Origin of the sequence: Rhodocytophaga rosea (genome assembly GCF_010119975.1) — a bacterium.
Taxonomy (GTDB): Bacteria; Bacteroidota; Bacteroidia; order Cytophagales; family 172606-1; genus Rhodocytophaga; species Rhodocytophaga rosea.
Window position 1 is genome coordinate 688,742 of the sequence record NZ_CP048222.1, and the last position, 25,265, is coordinate 714,006.

20 protein-coding genes are annotated in these 25,265 nt (G+C 42.3%); 10 read left to right on the forward strand and 10 right to left on the reverse strand.

Going from position 1 to position 25,265, the window contains the following annotated elements; genetic code table 11:
• Positions 1-179: 179 nt before the first annotated feature.
• Positions 180-995 (forward strand): class I SAM-dependent methyltransferase, encoded by an 816-nt coding sequence (locus tag GXP67_RS03035; RefSeq protein ID WP_162441791.1) that lies wholly within the window; start codon positions 180-182, stop codon positions 993-995.
• 97 nt (positions 996-1,092) lie between these two features.
• Here the strand turns inward: GXP67_RS03035 and GXP67_RS03040 are convergent, their stop codons facing one another.
• Positions 1,093-2,892, reverse strand: coding sequence for an SGNH/GDSL hydrolase family protein (locus tag GXP67_RS03040; protein WP_162441792.1), 1,800 nt, complete (start codon positions 2,890-2,892; stop codon positions 1,093-1,095).
• A gap of 176 nt (positions 2,893-3,068) precedes the next feature.
• Between GXP67_RS03040 and GXP67_RS03045 the strand changes: the two genes are divergently transcribed.
• Positions 3,069-4,187, forward strand: a complete 1,119-nt coding sequence (locus GXP67_RS03045) for a serine hydrolase domain-containing protein (RefSeq protein ID WP_162441793.1) — start codon at positions 3,069-3,071, stop codon at positions 4,185-4,187.
• A gap of 195 nt (positions 4,188-4,382) precedes the next feature.
• Here GXP67_RS03045 and GXP67_RS03050 read toward each other — a convergent pair whose 3' ends face one another.
• A complete protein-coding gene (locus GXP67_RS03050) occupies positions 4,383-5,795 on the reverse strand; it encodes a PQQ-dependent sugar dehydrogenase (protein WP_162441794.1) in 1,413 nt (470 codons plus the stop codon).
• Between the two features lie 330 nt (positions 5,796-6,125).
• Here GXP67_RS03050 and GXP67_RS03055 point away from each other — a divergent pair, with 330 nt between their 5' ends.
• Complete coding sequence (locus tag GXP67_RS03055; protein ID WP_162441795.1) at positions 6,126-6,422, forward strand: antibiotic biosynthesis monooxygenase family protein; 297 nt, start codon at positions 6,126-6,128, stop codon at positions 6,420-6,422.
• A 163-nt stretch (positions 6,423-6,585) separates the two neighbouring features.
• Here the strand turns inward: GXP67_RS03055 and GXP67_RS03060 are convergent, their stop codons facing one another.
• The 4 genes from GXP67_RS03060 to GXP67_RS03075 all read right to left on the reverse strand — a co-directional run bounded on the left by GXP67_RS03060 (position 6,586) and on the right by GXP67_RS03075 (position 12,954).
• Entirely contained in the window at positions 6,586-7,353 is a 768-nt protein-coding gene (locus tag GXP67_RS03060; RefSeq protein WP_162441796.1) for a LytR/AlgR family response regulator transcription factor, read from the reverse strand.
• Between the two features lie 119 nt (positions 7,354-7,472).
• A complete protein-coding gene (locus tag GXP67_RS03065; RefSeq protein WP_162441797.1) occupies positions 7,473-8,489 on the reverse strand; it encodes a sensor histidine kinase in 1,017 nt (338 codons plus the stop codon).
• Between the two features lie 69 nt (positions 8,490-8,558).
• The gene (locus GXP67_RS03070) at positions 8,559-10,931 is read right to left on the reverse strand and encodes a TonB-dependent receptor (RefSeq protein WP_162441798.1); all 2,373 of its coding nucleotides are present in this window, start codon (positions 10,929-10,931) and stop codon (positions 8,559-8,561) included.
• Between the two features lie 280 nt (positions 10,932-11,211).
• Positions 11,212-12,954, reverse strand: a complete 1,743-nt coding sequence (locus GXP67_RS03075) for an IlvD/Edd family dehydratase (protein WP_162441799.1) — start codon at positions 12,952-12,954, stop codon at positions 11,212-11,214.
• A 317-nt stretch (positions 12,955-13,271) separates the two neighbouring features.
• Here GXP67_RS03075 and GXP67_RS03080 point away from each other — a divergent pair, with 317 nt between their 5' ends.
• The 5 genes from GXP67_RS03080 to GXP67_RS03100 all read left to right on the forward strand — a co-directional run bounded on the left by GXP67_RS03080 (position 13,272) and on the right by GXP67_RS03100 (position 19,864).
• Positions 13,272-15,683 (forward strand): ABC transporter permease, encoded by a 2,412-nt coding sequence (locus tag GXP67_RS03080; RefSeq protein ID WP_162441800.1) that lies wholly within the window; start codon positions 13,272-13,274, stop codon positions 15,681-15,683.
• 358 nt (positions 15,684-16,041) lie between these two features.
• Positions 16,042-17,121: a D-2-hydroxyacid dehydrogenase gene (locus GXP67_RS03085; protein WP_162441801.1), complete on the forward strand. Its 1,080-nt coding sequence runs from the start codon at positions 16,042-16,044 to the stop codon at positions 17,119-17,121.
• Between the two features lie 303 nt (positions 17,122-17,424).
• On the forward strand, positions 17,425-18,441 hold the full coding sequence (locus GXP67_RS03090; RefSeq protein WP_162441802.1) for a glycosyltransferase family 9 protein: 1,017 nt from the start codon (positions 17,425-17,427) through the stop codon (positions 18,439-18,441).
• 26 nt (positions 18,442-18,467) lie between these two features.
• Positions 18,468-18,950 (forward strand): hypothetical protein, encoded by a 483-nt coding sequence (locus GXP67_RS03095; protein WP_162441803.1) that lies wholly within the window; start codon positions 18,468-18,470, stop codon positions 18,948-18,950.
• Between the two features lie 332 nt (positions 18,951-19,282).
• Positions 19,283-19,864, forward strand: a complete 582-nt coding sequence (locus tag GXP67_RS03100) for a sll1863 family stress response protein (RefSeq protein ID WP_162441804.1) — start codon at positions 19,283-19,285, stop codon at positions 19,862-19,864.
• A 406-nt stretch (positions 19,865-20,270) separates the two neighbouring features.
• Here the strand turns inward: GXP67_RS03100 and GXP67_RS03105 are convergent, their stop codons facing one another.
• From GXP67_RS03105 to GXP67_RS03120, 4 genes are all read right to left on the reverse strand, one after another.
• Entirely contained in the window at positions 20,271-21,725 is a 1,455-nt protein-coding gene (locus GXP67_RS03105) for a sulfatase family protein (RefSeq protein WP_162441805.1), read from the reverse strand.
• 315 nt (positions 21,726-22,040) lie between these two features.
• A complete protein-coding gene (locus GXP67_RS03110) occupies positions 22,041-22,229 on the reverse strand; it encodes a hypothetical protein (protein ID WP_162441806.1) in 189 nt (62 codons plus the stop codon).
• A 192-nt stretch (positions 22,230-22,421) separates the two neighbouring features.
• Positions 22,422-23,189, reverse strand: coding sequence for an IS5 family transposase (locus GXP67_RS03115; protein WP_162441807.1), 768 nt, complete (start codon positions 23,187-23,189; stop codon positions 22,422-22,424).
• 126 nt (positions 23,190-23,315) lie between these two features.
• Complete coding sequence (locus GXP67_RS03120; RefSeq protein WP_162441808.1) at positions 23,316-23,930, reverse strand: DUF2911 domain-containing protein; 615 nt, start codon at positions 23,928-23,930, stop codon at positions 23,316-23,318.
• Positions 23,931-24,169: 239 nt separating this feature from the next.
• Here GXP67_RS03120 and GXP67_RS03125 point away from each other — a divergent pair, with 239 nt between their 5' ends.
• Positions 24,170-24,658 (forward strand): deoxycytidylate deaminase, encoded by a 489-nt coding sequence (locus GXP67_RS03125; RefSeq protein WP_162441809.1) that lies wholly within the window; start codon positions 24,170-24,172, stop codon positions 24,656-24,658.
• Positions 24,655-25,257, forward strand: coding sequence for a DNA-3-methyladenine glycosylase family protein (locus GXP67_RS03130; protein ID WP_162441810.1), 603 nt, complete (start codon positions 24,655-24,657; stop codon positions 25,255-25,257). The genes GXP67_RS03125 and GXP67_RS03130 overlap by 4 nt, the downstream gene beginning before the upstream one ends.
• Positions 25,258-25,265: the final 8 nt, after the last annotated feature.

A 25,265-nucleotide genomic window follows, 5' to 3' on the forward strand; every position in this document is an offset into this window, starting at 1 on the left:
AGAATAATAATTCATTACCGCGCTGGAAAGATGGGAACTGTATCAGATTTGCCAGGCAATTACTAGTCACGCTATAGTATAAATACCATACGTGTATATTTTCTCAGGCAGGTCACAGTATTACCTTGATTTTTCCAGGTTGAATCAATACATTCATATCCCCATTCAACCCTTCAGGTATGAACAATCCTGTTTCAAAAACCGCTTATTACACCTTAGCCTGCCGTTTCTGGGATTCAAAAAAAACAAATCCTGTGTGCAACGATACCTTTGCTCATATTTTTATGAACGAAGATGCCCAGGAGGTTGCCGAACGTTTCAAAACTTTTGAAAAACCAAACGCATCTATTGTGGTACGGCATCGGATCATGAGCGAACTGGTGGACCAGCAACTTATTCACAATCCCTCCCTGCATATCTTTAACATTGGCTGCGGCTTCGATACCCGTCCCTTCAGGCATACGGCCGGGAAATGGATAGAAGTAGATGAACCAGCAGTGATTACAAATAAGAACGAACTCCTTCCATCTTCCCAGACAAAAAATGAGCTTACCAGAATTCCGGTTGAATTTTCCCGTGAATCGCTGAAAGAAAAGCTTTTGCCTTTTAAAACGAGTGATCAGGTAGTAGTTATCGCAGAGGGGGTAACCATGTATCTGGAGGAAACTCAACAACATATTTTTCTTCACACATTAAAAGAACTATTTCCCCGGCATCTGCTGATCTGCGATGTGATGACGCTTTCTTTCTTTAAGAAATACTCCCAGGAACTTTCTACACAGATCAATTCATTAGGCGCTCATTTTAAAGGGTTATCCGACAAACCTGAAGCGATCTATCATGCATCAGGTTACCAGACCAAGAAGCGTATCTCTGCCACATTACGTTCGGCAGAACTGGGTACTGTCAACATTCCTTCCTGGCTTATCCGCTATTTTTTTCCAACACTTCGCGATGGGTTATGTGTGTATGAGTTCCAATATGGAAAAGATTAGAAATGTAGCCTGTCTTATAGAATGAATAACAGCTTTTGCAGGATACAACTAAGACAAATACGAAAGCAAGGTTTCTCCGATCCAGGCGAAGGTTTTGTTATCTTTTCCGTTTTCCACTTTGTTCTACTGGTTTTAAGTACGGTTTAAGACTTTCTGCCAGTTTCCGGTAGCCTTCCTCATTCGGATGCAGGCCATCGGTAAAGAGGGATTCATCAATTTTACCTTCCGTATTGACTAACCCCTTGCCAGGCTCGGCATACGTTACATTCAGTTCACCAGAAGCCTGGGCAATACCTTCATTGAGCCCGGTAATGCGTTGTTCTCCCTGCCTTCGTGGGAGTATTCCCAGTAACAAAATAGCTGCCTTGGGCTGGCGTACTTTAATAGCCTGTACCAGCCATTTCAAACCTTCGATGATTTCCTTATCCGAATTAAGATGCAGGTTATTGGTGCCGATCATAATAATAACCTGGCTTGCCTCATACCCATCCAGTTCTCCGTGATACACCCGCCACAATACATTTTCAATCCGGTCCCAGCCGTAGCCTAAATTTTGCGTACCTAATGGGCTGAAAACCTTATTCCATGAATCAGTGCCCCGGCTGATGGGAGCCTGTGGTTGTCCACCCCAGTAATGGGTAATGGAGTTTCCCAGAAATATAATTCTTGGCGGATTGGTTTTCGCAAGGGCTATTTCTTCGCGGTGCCGGGTTTCCCAATCATAGATCTTGAAATCGCGTGATTGTGGGCAGGGCTGTGTAGTGGTATAAATTCCAACCGGCTCATTGAGAATAGTTCGGATGCTTTTTTCGTAACCTTCCGCATATTGTTGCATGCCTAGATCCGAGGGGTGGGTACCATCTACCATGGCATCCAGGCTTAGATTAATCTCAGATAAGGGCAGCAGATACAGTTGCCCGATGGCTTCTGTTTTCAATTGTGCAAAAGCCTGCCGCTGCAGGGCATTCACCGTTGTATACAGATTGCGTCTTTCCGGATTAATTAGCCCTTCTGTATACCCGGCATGTTCCACTAACAGAATAGGCGTATTTGGACGTTTTTGACGCAGTGTTTTAACGGATTCCAGGATACGTTGTTTAATTTCGTCAGGGGATATTCCTACCGTTGCTACCAGATTGGGCAGGCAATCCAGCACATATAGTTTGGCATCAATCGAGGGAAGTAAGTCTATTATTTCTTTTTCCAGTCGGCCATTACCCGAAAAGCCCAGGTTGATCAAGGGGCGCTCCAGTTTGCGGCCCAGAATAGCAGTCCAGGCCATACCCGGCCTGGACGCACAGGCTCCCTGGGCAATAGAAGTGCCGTAGACCACAATAGGCTTGTCTACCCGTACAGGCAAAGGGGTAAAACTTGCCCCTTGCGGCACGCCAATCTCAAGCCACTTTACCGAATTATATAGCGGAAGATATAAGCGATATTCCCGTCCTTTGGTGTGATAGGTATCATTGGCTTGAAGATTAGTAAAGCGATATTGAATGGTATCCCCGAAGGCATACTTTCCCGCACACCAAAGATAGGCGCCATCACTGTTGACTGCATATAAATCCACCCCACTTACCCCGGTAGCCGGCATATGGGGCATGGCATGTTGTCCCTCTACGATATACCTTACGATGATTTGGTCCGTACTGGCGCTGAAACGGATGAGTAGCCCGGCTGATTGCCGCGACAAGTCCCATACTGGTTTCCGGACCGTTTTTTCGGCCGTAGCCGGCAATCTGTGGTAAGTATGTTGTACTTCTTTAGGCCATGCCTGGCCTTCGATAACCGGGAATTCGCTTTGAGCAGGGTTCCACCATACATAAACTGGCGTAGTCTGTGAGAAGGCAAGTAGGCTTTGCAAAAAGATGCATATGAATAATAAGGTTCGTTTCATAGATAGAAAATAACAAAGGAGCTAAGGTTTTCAAAGTAAAGGTATTCTCCCACATTGTCAAGCCAAAAATCCGTTGCTGCTCTATATTGAAATTTGTATCCCTACCCTCAATCCTTTACCTTACCATAAAACTTTCCGGATAAATACGTTTATCTCAGGTGCATCTTTACACTTCTATGAAAACCATCCTTTTACCCTTACTGGCATCAAATTTAATCCTGTTGTTTTCGGCATATGGTCAATCTACAATTCAAAGTGAATTGGATGCCCTGATGAAGCATAATTTCCAGCCTGACCAACCAGGGGGAATGGTTCTGGTTTGGGAAAAGGGCAAGATACGGTACCAACAGGGCATAGGTCTGGAAAACCTGGACACTAAAAAGGCGATTACTCCAACTACTACCTTCCGTATGGCTTCGGTTTCCAAACAATTTACGGCCATGGCTATACTCATTCTGGAAAAACAAAATAAATTAAAACTGGAAGACAAACTTTCCAGGTACTTTCCTCAGCTTAAGCCGGAAATAGGCGACAAGATCATATTGAAACATTTGCTTACCCATACTTCCGGCATTCCCGATTATGAGAGCCTGATGGACCAATCCTGGAACAGGCAAATTCTCGATGAAGATATTCCCCTGCTGCTGGCATCGCAACCGAAAGGCTATTTTACACCCGGCTCACAATTCAGGTATTCCAATACCGGCTTTTGCCTGCTTGCCTTAGTAGTGAAGCAAGTATCTGGAAAACCTTATGCTCAATTTTTGAAGCAGTACATCTTTGAGCCGCTGGAAATGAATCACACCTTTATCTATGAAAACAAGCATCCTGTTCCAGGCCGGGGAATGGGCTATGCCAGAACGGAACCCGGCCAGATCATCCCTTCCGACCAGAGCCTGACGAGTGCTACCAAAGGAGATGGCTGTGTGTATACCTGCATAGCAGACTATTTGAAATGGTATCAGGCCTGCCGTACAAATACACTGGCTGATCTGCTGGGAAAGCTTTCAGAAATAGGCTATTTATTTCCTAAAGGAAGTGGAGAAGGATATGGCCTGGGGTGGTTTTTTAAGAAAAAGAAACAAGGTGGAAACTACGAACTCACCCACAGCGGCTCCACCTGCGGATTTAGCCATGTGGTCGTACAGGTTCCGGATGAGGATTTGCTGATCGTGTATTTTTCAAATCTGGCGGATAATCATGCCGTTTTCGATACGATTTATGACACTGTCAGGAAATATTCTTCCTACAAAATACAACTCGACTTCAAACAAATGCACCTGCTTACCAATTGAAATGCACCTGCTTACCAATTGATTAGCTACTTGTCGAATAAAGAGATTGCAGACAAATCACCTTATAAGGACATTCTTATTTGCCTGTTAAATGGATACAAAAATGGCAAAGTATTTGTATCAAAATTGTTTACGAACACTTTGCCACTCTTTTATATAACTACATGGCTACTTATGCAGCTATAATCCTATTTCCTACTTTTTCGCATCATCAATAATTTTATACAGCTTACCACTAGTACCTGTCGGGCCGGTTGCATCAGAAGTTAAGATATATACTTCCCCTTTTGAATCCTGCCCAAATCCTAATACATAATGTTTTAATTGCCCGGTAGGGGTATTAGCAAATTTAATTTCCTTGTAGTTCCACAATCCGCTTGCCTGGGGAGTCGCCACAAAGACCAATCCATCTGGTGCTCCGAAACTAAGGCTCCACATACCAAAAATATACTTGCCTTCATACTGGGGTAATGCTTTGCCGCGGTATACATTACCGCCTACAATCACGAGACCAGAACCTCCGGTTTGTTTTGAATTTTTTACTTCTATAACCGGATCAATAAGTGGGTTTCCGTCAGGGTCAGTAGAGGGGCAATCCTGAGCAGAGGCGTCCGGATTAGTGGTATCAAAACAATGGGTACCTTCTTTAACATTCCATCCGTAGTTGCCTCCCCGGGTTACAATACTTACTTCCTCCCATAGTTCCTGTCCGGCATCTCCCACAAACAAGCGGTGTTCACCTCCCATATCGAAAGAAAAACGGTAAGGATTCCGGAACCCATAGGCGTAAATCTCGTCTAATCCTTGTTTTCCTACAAAAGGATTGAAAGCAGGAATACTATAAGGACTTCCTCCATTCACATCAATACGCAGTATACTTCCCAGCAAATTTTGAGTAATGTCCTGCCCGTTTCCACCGGCATTTTTTTCATACCAGTCTTCCACATGTCCTTCTCCTACATCATCTCCTCCCCCTCCATCACCTATGGAAAAGTACAGGTAATGATCCGTAGGTCCGAAAGCAAGTGTACCTCCGTTGTGATTGCCTTGAGGTTTATCTATTGCAAGAATTATTTTTTCTGAACTTTTATCGGCTACCAAAGGACTGGCTGCAGAAACCTTATACTCAGCCACAACACTGGTATGATTCCAGGTAGAAGGAGCGCCTGCCCTTAAAGGGGCACTATAATTCACAAAAAAACGGCCATTGGTCTTATAATCCGGATGGAAAGCTAAGCCTAATAGCCCTCGCTCATCATATATAGTATTTAATGTTACTATTTTATCGCGTATATTTAAAAAAGGCTCCTGTACTATATTACCATCTGCGTCTACAATGCGGATCAGTCCGGTTTGATCCACTATAAATAATCTTCCGCTGCTATCCGGAGCCTCGCTCATCGCTATAGGCTGACTTAATCCTTCCACTACCAGTTCAAGTCCGGGCTTGCTGATGATGTTCTCATGATCATCAAAAAAGTCTTCAATTAACTGGCAACCCGGAATAGTAGCCAAGGCTACCAGCACAAATAAAAATCTGCTTCTTATGGTTAGAAGAGTCTGAAAAGGGGTACGCCCGGACAGCTTTCCCAGTAATTTGTTTTTCATAAGGTTAGGGTTAAGAAATAATGAATAGGTTTGTAATTGATAAAAAGTATGAATAGTAAGCAGTACAACAGCCATGCAGAAATGAACTACATGCAAAATCCTGATCTATGAAAATCAACAGATAGAATATCACAAAAACAATATAGCAGCAGTGCCCCCATACGGAGCATTAAAAAGAAGGGTTGCCTGGCTTTTGAAAAAAATTAGTGTTTAGGTACTTACTTTTTTATATTTTTTTATCTACTATTGGAGACAATCAAAGCTATTTTAGGCTTACCTATACCCAGGTATAGACTAGCTCAACTTAGTAGTATTTAAACTCTTATCTTTATGTACGCCCGTGTCATTCAAGTAAATCTCAAGCCAGAGACAATAAGCCTGGCTACCGACTATTTTCGTCAAAGTGTAGGTCCTGCCCTCAAACAACAGGCAGGATTTAAAAACAGCCGGTTCCTGACTAATTCCTCGACTAATCAATGTCTGATGGTTACTTTATGGGAATCCGAAGCTGCCCGGAAAGGCGCTGAGACCAATGGTTTTCTACAGGATGTACTTAAAAAAATGGGAGATTATTTTGCCAGCAAACCAACCATTGATTACTATACGGTAGATGTGCAGGTAGTATAGCATACCTGGGTCTGGCTAAATAAAAAATATATGTAATGAAGCTTATTTTCTTAAGGCAAAGATTATCCTCCGTTCAATCCGGTATTCTCACCTGCTACTGGATTGGACGGAGGATCATTGTAGAAGCCTTCTATCTTCTTAATGAATAACCAATAACTGGTATTTACCCTTCCAGCCAGCTTTTAAATACATGCGCTTTATCCCGGCTGACCAGTACTTCATCCGTGGCTCTGGGATTGAGTTCGAGTTTAAGCTTGCCATTAAAGTAGGTATGTATCTGGTCGATGGCAGACAAGTGGGCCATAAACTGGCGGTTGAGGCGGAAAAAATCTTCGGGGTTGAGCATTTTCTCAAGTTGCTCTAATGTATAATCTACCAGGTATTTTTTGCCATCTTTTTTGACAAGTAATACCAGTTCGTTGCTTGCCTGAAAATAGGCGATCTGGTCGGCAAATACCGGAATGAGTTGTTCGCGGCTTTTTACCAGAAAACGTGTTTTGTATTTTTTACCGGAGTTGGGCAATACGTCCAGTAAGGCTTCCAGTTTCAGGGCACTCTCCTGGCCTGTAGGCTCTCCTTTCAGGTCTTTATATTTATCAATAGCCTGCTGCAATTCCTGTAATTTTACCGGTTTGAGCAGGTAATCTATACTTTTTACCTTAAAAGCCTTAATGGCATATTCATCGTAGGAAGTAGTAAAAATGATGGGGCTGTTTACCAGGGTTTTCTCAAAAATCTCAAAGCTTAATCCATCCGAAAGCTGAATATCTGAAAATATAAGATCCGGCGCAGGATTAGCGGCAAACCATTCTCTGGCAGCTTTTACACTTTCTAGTATGGCACATATTTCAATAGCAGTATCGGCCTTGGCAATCAGTTTTTCCAAGCGTTCAGCGGCCGGATATTCATCTTCTATAATTAATGCTTTCATTCTGGATTAGGATTTTGTCTGGAACCTGGATTTCTAAGATGATTAGATTTGTAGGATTAGAAAGATAAAGTTGATACAATCCTGTACGGCTTTGAATCCTAAAAATCACGATTACAAACTTACCCATTCAAAAGCGGAATCCGTACGGTGAATAATTCGCTTGTATTCAGAATTTCAATTCTTTTAGGCGTGAGGAAATTATAGCGGTTAATAATATTCTGTAAACCTACTTTGGTAGATTTCTCAAGGGTAGTTTTTTCCTGGATATTATTTTCTACACTGATGTATTCATTCTCTTCGGGAGACAGCCGGATGGTAAGTGGCTTTTCCTTGGAAACAATATTATGTTTAATGGCATTCTCCACCAGCATCTGCAGGGTAAGCGGTGCCACCATGTATTTGTGGTAATACGCTTCAGTAATCGTATTTTCTACCACCAGATTATCCCGGAAACGGGTTTTATTCAGGTAAATATACGATTCCAGAAACGCCAGTTCTTCGGCCAGTGTAACAGTGGTTTTGTCTTTACTCACCAGTACATAGCGGTACACATCAGAGAGTTGCTCCAGATATTTCTGCGCCGGCTCGTTTTCCTCATCAATCAAAGCGGCCAGCGTATTGAGACTATTGAACAGAAAATGAGGATCGACCTGGTTTTTTAAAGCTTCAAACTGAGAGATGATATTCTCTTTGGCCAGGGCTTCGGTCTGCTGGATGTTCTTCTTCCACTCCTGGAAAAAATATACACTTTCATAAACAGAGGTTACCAGAAAGGTTGGAATAATGCTGGTCATGATGCTGTCCATTACATGAGGCCGGTCAAAGATACAGCCCTCAAATACAAAACTTAACAAAAAGGAAAGGAAGGTAGCGGCAAAAATGGTATAAACTACACTAATGGCGGTTTGCACGGTAACCCGTTTCAAGGTTTGTTTATAACCCGGAAACATACGTTTCATATAAATAAAAATAAGCCGGTTCCCCTCCCACATTGTAGTGGTGAACACCAGACAAGCAATAATATGCTGTAAGGCATATTCATTCCAGGTAATCATATCCTCAAAATCTTTAAACAGCGGAGTGAGAATACTGATCAGAGGAATGCCTATGATCCTTGCCCATTTGTCGTTTATCATTGGTATATATCTTTGAATGGTAAGTTACACGTTTACTGCCTGAGTTTCAAATCCATAAATAATGACCTATCAGAATAATATCCTGTACTGGGGAATCGGAAAAAATCCAATCTGGTATTCGGTAGCAATCTGGTTGGTACGGGCATTATAGCGCTGCATAAATACATTCTGGTTGTTGGTAAAGTTCTGCAGATCCAGGGAGAATTCATGTGTTGTTTTTTTGCGGTTCATCCGGTACGAGAGTTTTATATCGGTCCGGAGATAATTGCTGAGCTGCTGGGAAAACGCTTCAGAGTCTATGTAAACCGCTTCACCTGCCTGCTGAGATTTTACAAAATCAATGGGTGTTACCTGCCTGCCACCGGCTACGGTCAGTTTCCAGTCGATGTTGAAAGAATTGTTTTTACGGCCTACTTTAAATTCTTTGCCAGCCAGCAGATTCACCACATATTGTCCGTTGAAAGTAGTATTCCTCAGTATTTTATCACTCCCTTTGTATTTGGAATCAAACAATGAGCTTGTAAACAGGAAGTAGTACCCATTGCTGTAGAATTTTTCCAGGGTAAGTTCAATTCCATAATTGCGACCAGTACCCTCATTCACCAGGCTGTCTTCTGCAGGAATATCAAAATCAGCGCCAAAATTGAGCAGGGAGAAACTGCTGTAGTTCCGTTCCACTGGTGCATTGGATATATACTGATAATAGGTTTCCAGCTTTAAACGCAAATTGCTGCCCAGCATATGGTCGTAGCCCAGAGCCAGGTGCTGGCTGCGGGTGAATTTCATATTTTTATTAGTCAGCAGGTTTACATTTTCAGCTACGGTAGTCTGGTTAAAGTAGGTGAGTAAAGGCTGCATCTGGCTGTGGTAGCCATATCCGAAATTCACAGATTGGCGGGGTGTCAGCTGGTATTTCAAACCCACTCTGGGCTCGAGGGCGATGCTGTTATTAAGGGAAAGATGCTGAAAATTCAAGCCGCTATTGAGGGTAAGTTGTTCCGAAAATCGGTGCTGCCACTGGGCATAGGCTTGCGTAAGAACCGTTTGTCCTTGTGTATTGCGGATGGGATATAATTCCTGCTTTTCATTTAACATTTCGTTCAGCAGATCAAAGTCATACAGGTCTACAATTACCCCGGCAGTTACATTATTCCGGGCATTGAATTTCTTGCTAAGGAGTGCATTGACTGAATATTTATTCTGGGTAAATTCTACGTTTTCCCGGCGGAATGGCGTTCGGTCTTCGAGGCTAAGCGAATCTTCTTTAAAACTTTGCCAGGCAGAAGAAGCGGCCAGAGAGATTTTGGAATAGGTAGACGGATTAAAATAATACAGGTGTGAAATACCTACTATGCCCGTCCGGAACTCGGAATACGAATCGGAATTTTCTTCGCCAAACAAGTTACTGGAAGAAGTGGTATCAACTTCATTTCCCAGGAATTTAATATTACTGGTACCTCCTATACCAAACACAGTGAACCGTCCGGTTTTTGCGGTAGGAATATCTATTTTAAACGACAAATCCTGGTATTGTGGAGTGGCCGAACCTGTGCCAAATTCTAATCCAATTGCCTGGAAAACGCCAAGGGTAGAATAGCGGTAGTTAACCAGGTAAGAAGCTTTGCTCTTTTTAGAAAAGGGACCTTCTGCTCCCAGTTCAAAGCCATTAAAGCCAATTTGCCCCAGATATTCCCGTTTTTCGTTGTTGCCGCTGCGCATTTGCAAGTCGAACACACCGGCTAGGGCATTCCCATATTGGGCCGGAAAAGCAGCTGTCAAAAAATCCGAACGGTCGAGTACGTTATTATTGAGCATACTTACCGGGCCACCGGAAGCTCCCAAAGCGCCATAATGATTTGGATTGGGAATATTGATGCCATCCAGCCGCCAGAGCAAACCAGCCGGAGAATTTCCCCGGATCACAATATCGTTACGGGCATCATTGGCGCCACTTACGCCAGCAAAATTAGCAGCCATCCGGGCGGGGTCATTACGGCTACCAGCATAACGGGAAGTTTCTTCTACATCAAACGAGCGGGCGCTTACAGTTGCCAGTTCGTTGTTCACGCTACTTTTTTCGCGTTCGGCAGTTACTACTACTTCCTGCGCGGTAATTACCTGTTCTTCCAAATCAATAGTGAGCACTACTTCTTTACCAGAGGTCACCAGAATGTTAGAAAGGGTGCGTTCCTGGTAACCCAAATATGTAATTTTTAAGGCTTGCCTGCCCAGAGGCACATTGGTAAGTCTGAAATTGCCATCCGTATCTGTAGAAGTCCCAATAAGCGGTTCTACGCCGATAACTACAATATTTGCGCCTACCAGGGGATATCTGGACTGGGCATCGAGAATGGTTCCTTTGATGGTTTGTGTACCTGTTTGCTGCGCCAGGGCGATCTGACTACACCATAGAATCAGCAGAAGAATAAATAGTTTGTTCATGGCCTAGAGGTTTATAGGCCTAAATTCAGGTATAGCTCTTGTTTATGAAACCAGAAAGAAGTTGAAGCGAGAAAGCAGCTAGGTCAAGCGTAGAAAAACAGGTGTGGAAAGAAAGTAAATATGTATCGTCATCCAACATATATATTGTCTGTACTATGAAAAGTTCACAGGCAATTTTGCGAGAATCATACCTTCTGATGCCTCTCAAAATTGCCTGTGAACTTAAGGTATTATTTATACGGGTTAAAAAGCCTATAGCCGCTAAACCGCAGATTATCAATTAATGGCTATCCCTGGTAACGCTTGAGCCAGATTTTCCTACCAAGAAATCAAGATCGGCACCTTTGCTGGCTTGCTGCACATGGTTAATGTATAATTGTACATAGCCTCTGTCGGCAAGTGGTTCAGGCGCTACCCAGGCTTTGCGTCTTTTCTCAAGTTCCTCAGCCGATACATCTAGGTGAAGCCGCCTGCCAGCCACATCCAGTTCGATCATATCGCCATTCTGCACAAAAGCCAGTGTGCCACCAATGGCAGATTCCGGGGAAACGTGCAAAATAACTGTACCATACGCCGTTCCGCTCATGCGTCCATCGGAAATACGCACCATATCTGTTATTCCTTTAGACAGGAGTTTCTTAGGCAAACTCATATTTCCTACTTCTGGCATACCTGGATAGCCTTTCGGGCCCACATTTTTTAATACCATTACGCAGGTTTCATCAATATCCAGGTCCGGATCATCTACCCGGGCATGGTAATCTTCGATGGTTTCAAATACCACTGCCCTGCCTCTGTGTTTCATTAAAGCTGGTGTAGCAGCAGAAGGTTTGATCACTGCGCCATCTTCACTCAGGTTTCCTTTTATCACCGCAATACCGGCTTCTTTCAGGATTGGATTACTAATGCTGTAAATCACATTTGAATCATAACAATTACAGTCAGAATCTTCTACATTTTCTTTCACCGTTTTTCCATTTACTGTAATGGCATCCTGGTGCAGGTGTTCTTTCATTTCTGCCAGTACCACCGGAAGTCCACCAGCATAAAAGAAATCTTCCATCAGGTATTTTCCGGATGGCATCAGATTTACCAGCAAAGGAATTTTACTGCCTAATTTATCGAAATCGTCCAGTTCCAGCTCTACCCCAACACGTCCGGCAATAGCTAACAGGTGTATGATAAAATTAGTAGAACCACCTACAGCTGCATTTACTTTGATGGCATTTTCAAAGGCTTTCCGGGTGAGTACTTTGGATATACGCAAATCTTCTTTCACCATTTCCACAATCCGGATGCCCGACATATGGGCCAGTACTTTTTTACGGGCATCTACCGCCGGAATAGCAGCGGCTCCGGGCAAGGTTAAACCCAGAGATTCTACCATACAAGCCATCGTAGAAGCCGTTCCCATCGTCATGCAGTGGCCGTTGCTGCGGGACATACAACTTTCGGCAAACAAATAATCTTTGGGTGTCATATTTCCGGCCCGGAGATCATCACTAAACTTCCATACGTGGGTACCAGAACCAATATTTTGTCCGCGGAATTTTCCATTCAGCATCGGTCCGCCAGGAACTACAATCGTAGGCAGATCCACACTGGCAGCGCCCATCACGGTAGAAGGTGTGGTTTTGTCGCAACCGGTAAGAAGTACAACCCCATCCATCGGATTAGCCCGGATCGATTCTTCAGCGTCCATAGCAGCCAGGTTCCGGAACAGCATGGCGGTTGGTTTCATCAGCGTTTCGCCCAGCGAAGTGATCGGGAATTCAACCGGAAAACCGCCAGCTTCGTATACGCCACGTTTTACTACTTCGGCAATATCACGCAGGTGTGCATTACAGGGAGTCAGTTCAGACCAGGTATTACAAATTCCTATTACCGGCCTGCCATCAAACATATGCATCGGATGGCCCTGGTTCTTCATCCAGCTCCGGTAGATAAATCCCATTTTATCGGTTTTTCCAAACCATTCAGTACTTCTTAAATGCTGCTCGTTTTCGTTCTGTTTGTCTGACATAATAAATTATAAACTAAGTAAATGAATCGTTTGTCACATACGGATGCATGTAACTATTTATTTTCAATCCGATATTATCATAAAAGTTGTAGAAATCTTTATAAGAAAGCAAATAATTTTTCTTTCCTCCTGTTTCAAATCATATCTGACTCTTTCTACAACTCACCCTTCAACCTCAAATTTTGCCTGTTATACTTGCGTAAGAATACTCATAAAAATATGTCTAAAAAATTGCTCATCCTATGTTACCTTTTTGAGATTGTGGAGTTTACCGGAATTACATTACGAATGCCTACTGACTATTAACCTTCTCCCCTATGCTGAAAAGTTATTTTAAAACTGCCTTGAGAAGCTTGCTCAAACACAAAGCGTTCTCTTTTATTAACATTTTTGGGCTAGCGATCGGAATGGCTGCCTGCCTGCTGATTTTGCAGTATGTTACTTTTGAACTGAGCTACGACCAGTTTCATGCAAAGAAAGACCGGATTTTCAGGTTGCAGCAGAACAGATATGATAAAGGAGAACTCTCGACGCAATGGGCAGCCGGAGCAGCAGGCATAGGCAACGCTATGAAAGAGGCATTTCCGGAAGTAGAAACGGTAGCCAAATTTACACCTACCGGTGGAGTAATATCTTATGGCGACAAAAAATTCCGGGAAGAAAAAATGTATTTTGCCAACAATGACTTTTTCACTGTTTTTACCTACCCACTCGTAAAAGGCAACCCGGCCAAACTACTTACCGAACCATTCCAGGCGGTTATTAGCAGGTCTGTTGCCAAAAAATACTTTGGAAACGAAGATCCGGTGGGCAAACGCATCAGCCGCAATCAACGCGAAGATTACCTGATCACTGGCGTAGCAGAAGATATGCCGGAGAATACACACTTGAAATTCACGGTTCTGTTATCATTTCCAACCTTTGTAAAATTCACCAGTCCCGAAGCAGAAACTACTTTTGACTGGGACGGCTTTTATACCTATATATTGCTTAAGCCAGGTGTTAAGGCAAATGCGGTAGAGGCCAAAATTCCGGCTTTAATCGAGAAAAAAGTGGGGCAAATTAACCGGGAGCGGAATCATAGGGTAGAATATAAGTTGCAGCCAGTGCAGGACATTCACTTGTATTCCAGCTATATGATGGAAGCAGAAGCCAATGGCAATGGAGAATCTGTCTACTTTCTGTTTATTATTGCCTTCTTTATCATCATTATTGCCTGGATCAACTACATCAATCTTTCCACCGCCAGAGCCTTAGACCGGGCTAAAGAGGTAGGCATCCGCAAAGTAATGGGCTCTTACCGCAAGCAACTCATCGGGCAGTTTATGTTTGAATCGGTGCTGGTCAACCTGTTTGCCGTGCTGGTTGCCTTCGGGCTAGTGGTGATTTGTTTACCTGTATTCAACTGGCTTACCGATAAACAGATGGGATTTTCTTTAATTACCCGGCTGGATTTCTGGCTGGCCTTACTGGGTTTATTTGCGATTGGTTCTATTCTTTCCGGCCTGTATCCGGCCTTTGTACTTTCTTCTTTCCAGCCTATTGCTGTACTCAAAGGCAGGTTATCTAAAACCTCGCATGGGGCATTTTTGCGGCAAACACTGGTGGTAGGGCAATTTGCGGCTTCGGTGGCTTTAATGGTAGGAACCTTCTGCGTATTTCGCCAGATTGATTATATGCAAAACCAGGAACTGGGGGTGCAGATCAACCAGACGCTGGTATTGAGAGGACCCAATGTAACGGATTCTACTTATTCCGATAAACTGAATTCTTTCAAAAATGAACTGCTGCAATATCCGGGAATTAAAAAAATAGCGGCTTCTACGGAAGTGCCTGGGAAAAAAGTGGGCTGGAATGCCGGAGGTATCCGGCCGGTAGGCAGTGCGGAAGGGGATGCTAACCAATACAGGGTAATAGGCATTGATTACGATTTTCTGGATTCGTATGGGTTAAAAGTAGTTGCCGGGCGGAATTTCTCCAGGGAATTCAGCACTGATCCCAAAGCTGTTCTGATGAATGAAGCAGCAGCTAAACTGATGGGCTTTAAAAAACCTGAAGAAGCCTTAAACAAACGCATTGAGTTCTGGGGCGAAACCTATACCATCGTGGGCGTTGTTGCCAATCATCACCAGGAGTCCTTACGGGAAGACTATGATGTGCATATTTTCCGGCTCATTCCAGATAGCCAGAACTATTACTCCCTTAAACTGGAAGCCGGTGGTGACAATCTAAATCAAATTATTAATACAGCCCAGGCCAAATGGGGACAATTTTTCCCAGGCAATCCCTTTGAATACTTCTTTCTGGATGAGCAGTTTGATAAACAATATAAAGCTGACAAGCAATTCGGACAGGTATTCGGTGTGTTTGCCGTGCTCGCCATTTTTGTTGCCTGCCTGGGCTTATTCGGCCTTGCCTCCTTTGTAACTACCCAGCGGACGAAAGAAATTGGTATCCGCAAAGTGCTGGGTGCCAGCATTTCCAGCATCCTGATGCTGCTTTCAAAAGATTTTGTGAAGCTGGTGGTGATCGCTTTCGTGATCGCTTCTCCGATTACTTACTACCTGCTGAAACAATGGCTTGAAAATTATGCCTTCCAGGCTTCTATCAGTCCCTGGATGTTTATTGTGCCGGGATTGCTCATTCTGATCATTGCCTTATTAACGGTTAGTACTCAAACTGTAAAGGCAGCTACTGATAATCCGGTGAAGAGCCTGAGAAGTGAGTAGAAAGGAGTAATAGGAGTTGAATGTGCATGAGTGATCAGGTTAAATTTTTCTGGTCACTCATTTTCTTTTTACCCATCCAAAATAGGCAGATTCTAATTTATTGAACAAAAACTTTTCATTTACTACTTTACAAAGTAAATTTTAGTCTACAATCATTCCATTGAGCTTTATGCATTTCATGCTTTCTGTTATATTTTTCAACTGAATAAAAATATTTATCAGCTGCCTTTGACATTAAATGACTGAATACCTACCTTAGATTAAGGCTATCTGTAATTCGGTGTTTACTTTGTCCGGATTCATCTTCTTTTAGCCCTCCAAACAAACTGCAAATATTTAGTTTTTAACATTCAATCCTATGGCCGAAGATTCTATTTCCAGACGTAATTTTCTTACAACAATGGCTGTAACGACTGCTTCCGCCTCATTAGCCGAGCCCTCAGACGTAGTTCAACCTACCAGATCCAGAGCTGCTAATATGCCTATTAAAGTAGTGTGTAACGAAAAACTGAGTGAGGCAGAAGTAAACCAAATCAAATCGGCAGGTAAAAACATAGAATTGCAGATGGCTGCCAGCCAGGATGCACTTAAAAAGTGTATAGCCGAAGCGGAGGTAGTATTAGGAAGATTAGATGGAGATACGGTGAAGCTGGCAAAAAATCTAAAATGGTTTCAGAACTGGGGCGCAGGGATGGAGAATGTATTATCCAAAGAATTGATCGAGCATCCCTGCCAGGTAACCAATATGCAACGGACTTTTGCCCCGGTTATTTCAGAAACGGCTATTGCTTTGCTGTTGAGCCTGACCAGAGGACTTACCCAGGTTTCTATACCGGCTTTCCAAAAAAAAGAATATAAAGAAGCGGATGATATTTCATTGGATGACCTGTATGGAAAAACCATCGGTATTGTGGGTATGGGTGGTATAGGCTCAGAAACAGCCAGGCGCTTACATTATGGATTTAATATGAAAGTACTGGCAACCGATGCCAAGCCTATGCCTAAACCTGAGTTTGTAGCTGAACTGCATGATCCTTCCTGGCTGATGGAAATGGTACCGCAGGTAGATGTGCTGATGAGTGCCGCTCCGCTGACCAAAGAAACAAAACAGTTATTTGACAGCGAGGTATTCAGTAAAATGAAGCCCAGCGCTTATTTTATTAATGTGTCCAGAGGCGGGCTTGTAGACCAGGATGCATTAGTGAAAGCGTTGAAAGAAAAAAAGATCAGAGGTGCCGGACTAGATGTGGTTAGCCCCGAACCCTTACCTGCCAGCCATCCCTTGTGGACATGCCCAAATCTGGTTATTACTCCGCATAATTCCGGAGAGGCTCCCATCCGGCAAGTACGGCTAATGGCGCTTGTTTCAGAAAATATCCGCAGGTACTCCAATGGGTTACCCTTACTAAATGTGGTAGACAAAGCGAAAGGCTATTAAGCAAATCAGTCATTAGCCACTGTCATTGGTTGTTAATTATTGTCATTCATGTGCCTGACCAATGTCCTGATCTGGCACTTATCACTCCATATTGCCCTTATACTTTATTGTGGCCAACCGCTTATTCCGGTTAATTTTCACAATTGAAAACTTTTTTACCTCAATCCCTTATTATAGTAGAATAGCAGCGTTAATTTGTGGCGGTGAAAAATTAGTTTTCAAACAATACCATCAGTAGCTTTCGGGTTCAATACAAATCACAAATCACCAATCACTACTGACCAATGACTATTCTGTATTACAATGCCTAAACAAAAAATACTGATTATCCGCTTTTCTTCTATTGGTGACATTGTACTGACAACGCCTGTGATCCGGACTCTAAAACTGCAACTGGAAGACGCAGAAGTACATTATTGCACAAAACTGAAATACAGATCTATTGTAGAACACAATCCGTATCTGGATAAATGTTTTTACCTGGAAGATAGTCTGGCCGATTTGCTTCGCCAGTTAAAGGCTGAAAAATATGATTATATCATTGATCTCCACCATAACATCCGCACAAGAATTATCAAACTAAGGCTGGGCGTAAAATCGTATAGTTTTAATAAACTTAATTACTCCAAATGGCTGCTTGTACGCTTTAAGATCAATAAACTGCCTAATATCCATATAGTTGACCGTTACATGGAAACTGTATTGCCACTTGGTGTAAAAACCGACCAGTTCGGCCTCGAATATTTCATTCCAGATAAAGATGTCGTAGAAAAAGACTGGCTGCCGCTTACGCATCAACGGGGTTTTGTGGCCTATGCCATTGGTGGGCAACACAATACTAAAAAGTTGCCGGTTTCCCGCATGATCGAACTTTGTGATAAGATTAATAAGCCTATTGTATTGCTGGGCGGCAAAGAAGATGCAGAAAATGGAGAGGCCATCGTTAATTTTTTTGAAAAACACGAACGCAATGCTTCCTACGAACCAGCCTTAGCCAGCCTCAATAAAAAAGCCTTGATTTATAATGCCTGTGGCAAATATAACTTAAATCAGTCGGCCTCTATTATTCAGCAATCATATGTGGTATTTACGCATGATACCGGATTGATGCACATTGCGGCTGCTTTTAAGAAGAAAGTATATTCCATCTGGGGAAATACGATTCCGGCCTTTGGCATGTACCCCTACCGTACATCTTTTGTTATTTTCGAAAATAATAAAATTGCCTGCCGCCCTTGTTCTAAACTGGGGTATCCCAAATGTCCGCTGGGGCATTTTAAGTGTATGAATGACATTTTGTTTGATTTTTACATTCCGTGATTGCAAGATTATAAGTCCCTCAAGGTATGACTACCACCAAATCCTACTTTCAGTCGAAGAAAATACATTCGTTGACAGCGATTGGATACTGGCATAGCATCTTTGAACCGGAATTTCCTGACCCTGCCTGGTTTAGGGATGAGGAATGGAATGTAGCAGAAAAACAGATGGTAATTACACATTTACTACAGAGCCACCCATTGGCCGACTGGACCGGACAAAGCTGGTGCCGATTCCGCTGTGCAGAAACACAACTGGGTTCTAAAGATTTGACAGATGGAACTTATATTTTTCCGGAGGGGCTCGTTCACTACCTGCAAAATCATCATATCCGGTTGCCGGAAAAATTTATTCAGCATGTACAACAGTACAAGCATATTCAAATCAACTTTGGCCTCGAACAGTGTGTCATCGAATTCAACTGGTGGACCAATCAAAAAGGATGGAACAGAAATCAGCAAAGTTTTTTAGCTCCCAATGACGAACTGATCGAAAATTATAAGCATTAAAATGGTTAAAAGAGCAATCAATCGGTGTCCATTCTCTCCATCTTTAACTCTTTAATAAAAGCCAAGTCAGCTTTTAAGAAGGGTATTCTACGTTTTGAACCTGCACCTTTACCCGCTCTTTAGTGTTTAAATATGATACCCAAGGCAAGCTTTGAAGAAGATTATCATAAATAAACAGAGTATAATTTTTTTGTAAGTATAACCCTTTACCATTTCTCCCGTAGAAGTAGGTGTTTTGATGAAAGTTATTTTCATCTATTCCCACGTAAAAAGACGTGTTATACATGTTATATACATTTTTTAACAGTAAACTACTAATCATTAGAACCATTATGAAACTAATTAAGAATGCTTTACATCAAATAGCAGCTCTTGCCATAGCCGCCGTTTTTGTATTAGGTATGGATTCCTGCGCTTCAAATAAAAACACTACTGCCGATGACCAGAGTGTAAAAGAAACTGTTAAGGATGCCGATAAAGAAATCTCGGAAAATATCCAGAATACAGCCGATAAGGTAGCAGGTAAAGTTGATGAAGGAGCAAAAGAAGCAAGAGATGAAGCCGATGAACTGAGCAAAGAAGCCAAGGAGGAGGCTAACGACATGAAGGCTGAAACCAACCAGGAGCGTGATGAATTTGTTGCTAAAATCCGCAAAGACCGTGAGGAACTGGGTACCAAGCTAGATCGCCTGCAATCAAAAATTGATGAGAAAGGTGACCAGGCTAAAGCTAAATACAAAGACCGCATCCAGGATATTAAAGATCAGCAGGATAAGCTTGACAACAAACTGGAAGAAGTAGGCAATGCTACGGGAGATGCCTGGAAAGACATGAAGAAAGACATCGAAGATACTGCTTCTAAGGTAAATGATTCGTTCAAAGCTATGAGTGATGAATTAGATAAGGATAATTAATGATTAATCTTGTGCCGGTAGAATATAGTTCGATGGCCGAGATTACTCATAAATTAAAAGGGTGCTGTTTGCAGCACCCTTTTTGTATTTTTAGCTAGACTGTGAAAAACAAGGTTAGGATTAACAATTCGAAAATTGAACTATAAACTTGTCAACCTCTGAATACAAAAGCACAAATTGACATATAAGAAAACTCAAAATTCCTAAGTACGCAAAGATCAAAAATGTAGCAGTTGCCTGTCGACATTATAGCATCTTGAGAGAAACCTTCTATCACTGAAAAAGTGCTTATAAAAAAGATGGAGAGAAAGCTTTAATCTAATAGCAAGCCATGCCGAAAGAATCCCTGAATGAACAACCAGTTAAAACTTTAATACTTAATATCACCACATTAGGCCCTATTATTTTACCGGTTTTCATCTATTACACCTGCTTGTCTCCGGTTATTTCCAGGACGGTTCTGTAAATCATCTCCCAGATCCTGCCGGGCTTCTTCCGCCAGTTTTTCTAACTCGGCAACAATACCTGGGTTCTGCTCTCGCACATCATACCGTTCACCGGGGTCTCTGCGTAAATTGTATAATGCTGTAGGAAACGAAAAGTTTTCAGTAAGCGGCCCTGGTTGTCCATCTTTTCCTGGCAAAAGCCCTTCATAGGTCCGTCCGGGATGGGCAAAAACCAGCTTCCAGTCTCCTTTCCGCACCGCTTCCAGGCTGTTGCGGCGATAATAATACAGAAAATTTTCCCGTGGGTTTACCTGTTCATTCCCTTTCAATAAATCTACCCATTCAATGCCATCAATTTTGTTTTTAGGCAGACCAGCACCACAAAGCTTTACAACCGTTGGCAAAATATCCATTGTTGTTAATAATTTATTACAAACCCGGCCGGCAGTTACTACACCTGGCCACCGGATAATACAAGGTACCCGATGCCCACCCTCAAACGAAGTTCCTTTCCCTTCTCGGAAGCCACCCGACGAACCAGCATGATCGCCATAGTTCAGCCAGGGGCCATTGTCACTGGTAAAAATTACGAGTGTATTTTTATCAAGTCCCTGTTTTTTGAGTTCCTGTAAAACCTGCCCAACAGACCAGTCTAGCTCTGTTAGGACATCTGCAAATAAACCCTGTTTGCTTTTTCCACGAAAAGGAGTTGAAGCCGCTAAGGGTACATGCGGCATGGGATAAGGTAAATATAGAAAGAAGGGCTTTTTCTTATGCTTCCGGATAAAAGATAATGCCCTTTCTGTAATAGCAGACGTAATTTCGCCAGCATCTTCCAGCGTCTTGATCTCTTTGGTACGCTGGCTGCCCTCTATCCAGAATAAGGGTGGGTAGTTAGCCTGTGCCTGATTGGGATGTAAAGGCCACATATCGTGTGAGTAAGGCACACCGAAATATTCATCAAAGCCATGCTGTAAGGGTAAAAATGTGGAGTCGTCTCCTAAATGCCATTTTCCAAAAATACCAGTTGCATATCCTCTGGCTTTTAAAAGTTCAGCCAATGTTTCTTCCTGCAGATTCAGACCAATACGTGAATTGGGTCCGAGTGCCCCTGACATACCAACCCGGTTCGGATAACAGCCGGTCAGAATAGCAGCCCGTGAAGCACTACATACTGCCTGTGCCGCAAGAAAATTAGTAAAACGAGTTCCTTCAACTGCCATCTGATCCAAATGAGGTGTACGGTAAGACATAGCTCCATAGGAAGAAAGGTCGCCATAGCCCAGATCATCAATAAAGAACAAAACAACATTTGGTCTGGAATCTGCTTGTTTAGAAATGTATGCTCCAGTAAACAGACAGGTTAATACAACACAACCCGCAATCAGGATAGAATAGAGATGCCTGCCAAGCATAAATCACTACATTGAATATGTAAAAAGATCAGAAACGCTGCCGGAGCTTATAAAAAATGAACAGCTTAATAAACTGCTAACAATATAAGTGATTGAAAGATAATTTCTGAATCTGGCTTATTAGAATTGTATAGGCCAGTATTTCAAAAATACATTACCTATATAGCATGGGTAGTGGCAATAACCGGCTTATGAAGTTTGGTATGAATAAGTAATGGTTGGGATTAAAAACCTTAATGCAGTTGCCGGGCAGAAAAACTATCTATGCCTGCCTACCAACAGCAGCTATGTCAATTCAGAACGCTTATTGTAACCCTAAGAATTCTGGTTGCCTACACTTTTCAATAATCCGATACCAGATGTAAAAAATACAAATCCCAGAATGGCAAAAATCCAGGGGCTTTGGTTTGTCAGGTTTTTGCTGAATATGCCAAACACACCAATAATTAACCCGGCAATACCAATTACAATCAAAATAATTCCCACAATGCTTTTAGGTCCCATATGCGTACTGGATGTAATTGTTTAATAATTTCAGGCATATACGAACCTGCAAGCTAAAAAGTTGATACAGCAGATTTAAACAAGAATAGATACGTAGCATAATAATTACCTCATCTGATTTATTAAAAAGACAACCAGGAGCTGATCACTAGCACTGGTAAAAACAATAAACTAAGAGAACGTTTTGAAATATTATACTGGTTTTCTTTTAAGCAGTGTGTCAATAAAGGCTAATTGTAGCATAGCTTCCGAACTTTCTGTGCTTTTCTCAAAGTCACGGCTCAATCTACGCTTAAAATTGAGCCATCCGTAACTGCGTTCTACCACCCAACGGCCTCCTGCCGGCACAAAGCCCTTTACGCTTTCAGGCTTTTGTACAATTTCTACCTTCCATCCATAGTCTCTTTCTATCTCTTCTACAAAGGTATCTTTGTAGCCATTATCTGCTTTTAGTGTATGTAGGCGGCAAGACTTACCCTTCAGCTTAGCTGCTAACTCATAACCGGCTGTAGTGTCTGACACATGGGCGGCTGTTACATGCACAGCCCAAGGAATACCTAAACAATCCACTGCTAGATGTCTTTTTCTGCCATTCACCTTTTTGTTGCCATCTATGCCCTTGTCTTGGGAAGTAAACTGTACAATCTTTACACTTTGACTATCAATAGCTAACACGCTTGGCAAGGCTTGTCGGCCTGCTTTTTTTCTTTCTCTGATTGCTAAAAAAGCCAACAGCTCTTCGATGATGCCTCGCTTCTTCCACTGCCTGTAATGGTAATAAATGGTTTGCCAGGGTGGGTATTTACTTTCCATGTTGCGCCATTGACTACCTGTAGTAAGTAGCCATAGAATAGCATTAAGAATAACACGTTTGTCATGTTTGATTTTTCTTAGGTTATCTACTACTTCCTTGATAATTTCCCACTCACAATCAGTGAGTTCGAAGAATCTTTCTTGCATAAAACTTTTTGGTTGGACACCACAAGTTTACTCACTGATTCTTTCTTTTACCCTATTTCTATCCTTTCAAAACATTCTCTTAAATACCAGGCTGATCAGGATAAACTTATATCTACTAACGCAAGATTATTTTGCAAAGGTGAGCGGAACAGCAATACGGGTGGTATCCCAAAGCAGTTCCATATCAACACCTGTTCTGGTTTCTTCAAACTCGATGGTGAAGGCTTCATACTGGTACTCTGGCTTGGTTACAGGCACATCTAGAGAAAACAGATCTTTCTCTTTTTCGTATTTATAAGCTCCCCATTGTCCTAAATCTGAATTGATAATAACAGTCCATTTATCGCGGTTAGGAATAGTAAACAGCGTATAGGTTCCAGCTTTTAAGGATTTTCCGGCAATTTTTACATCTTTGGTAAAAGTAATTTCGGTAGCTTCATTAGCACCTGTCCGCCAAACTTTTCCGTAGGGTTCCAGTTCACCAAAAATCACTCTTCCTCTTTTAGAAGGCTGGCCATATACAGCTTTTATATACATTGCATTTGACTGGTATTTGGCGATAGCCATTGGACTTTTCCGTAACTGGGGCACAATCACTGAATCCTGAGTAACTGCGGCAACCGCAGATGATTCTTTATTGATTTTATTAATAGTAGTAGAATCTTTGGTACTCTGCTGGGCAAAAGCTGACTGACACAGTACACAACTAACGAAAGTTACAAGTAATGCAATTTTTTTCATCTCAAATATTCAATTAAGTTTACCAGGATTTGCTCAAAAAGACTTGATTTAATTTTATTCAAAGTTATATAATATTTCTATGTCCGGCATCAAATTAATGAAGTCTCTTATAAAAAGCATAACATTATTACAGAGTAGCCATTATCAGTGATTATTGGCACAGACTCAAGATAAATAGCAGTACTACCCATTTTGTTCTGATTTTTTGTCATCTTTGATTATTATAAGTCTCAAAATTCATGCAACGTCCTGATTTCGACGATATTTTTATGGAACTTGCGGTAAATCTTTCCAAGCGTTCTCATTGCATTAAAGCACACGTAGGTGCTGTACTTACCAAAGAAACCCGTATCATTTCTATTGGCTATAACGGACCGCCGGCCGGCACCCATAATTGCGACGAAGAATGGCCGCATACCGGATGTGCCAGAGATAGAAAAGGGAGTTGTTCGCTGGCCATTCATGCGGAGGAAAACGCTATTTTATATGCTGCTAAAAACGGCGCCACTGTAGAAGGTACCACCTTATATGTAACACTTTCTCCTTGCCTGCCTTGCGCCAGAATTATTTTCAGTATGAAAATCGCCAAAGTAATCTATCTGCATTCTTATGCCGAATACAAAGGAATTGATGTAGACGAAGGGCTGGCTTTTCTGGAAAAATTTGGCGTGCAGGTACAGCAGTATACCGGAAAATTTGTTCAACCGTATCAGCCCATCACTACATGAATATTAACTGGCAGCATGATCCGGTAATGAACCGGCTGGCAGAAGTACTTCCTGTACCCACTTCTTACCAGCAACAGGATATTTATCTGGCCTTGCTCAGTTCCATTATTTCCCAGCAACTTTCTACAAAAGTGGCAAGAGTGATCCGGGAGCGCTTTTTAAGTTTATTTCCAGATAAGTATCCGCAGGCAGAGCTTGTATTGAAACTTCAGATAGATGACTTAAAAAAGGTAGGATTGTCTACAGCCAAAGCAGGTTATGTGCAAAATATAGCCAGGTTTCATCTGGATTTTCCGCTTAGTTATGAACATCTGCAACCCTTACCAGATGAAGAACTTATTGCTTTGTTTACGCAAATTAAAGGCGTAGGTATCTGGACCGCACAAATGGTATTGATGTTTCCCATGAACCGGCCTGATGTATTTCCAGTAGATGATTTAGCCATTCAGCAACAGATGATTAAATTCTATCAGATACAGGAATCTGGAAAACAGCTACGTGAGCGATTGTTTACCATTGCCGAAAACTGGCGTCCTCACCGTACACTTGCTTGCCGCTACCTGTGGGATGCCAAAGATTTGGTTCCGCTGCAATCCTAAAATTCGTT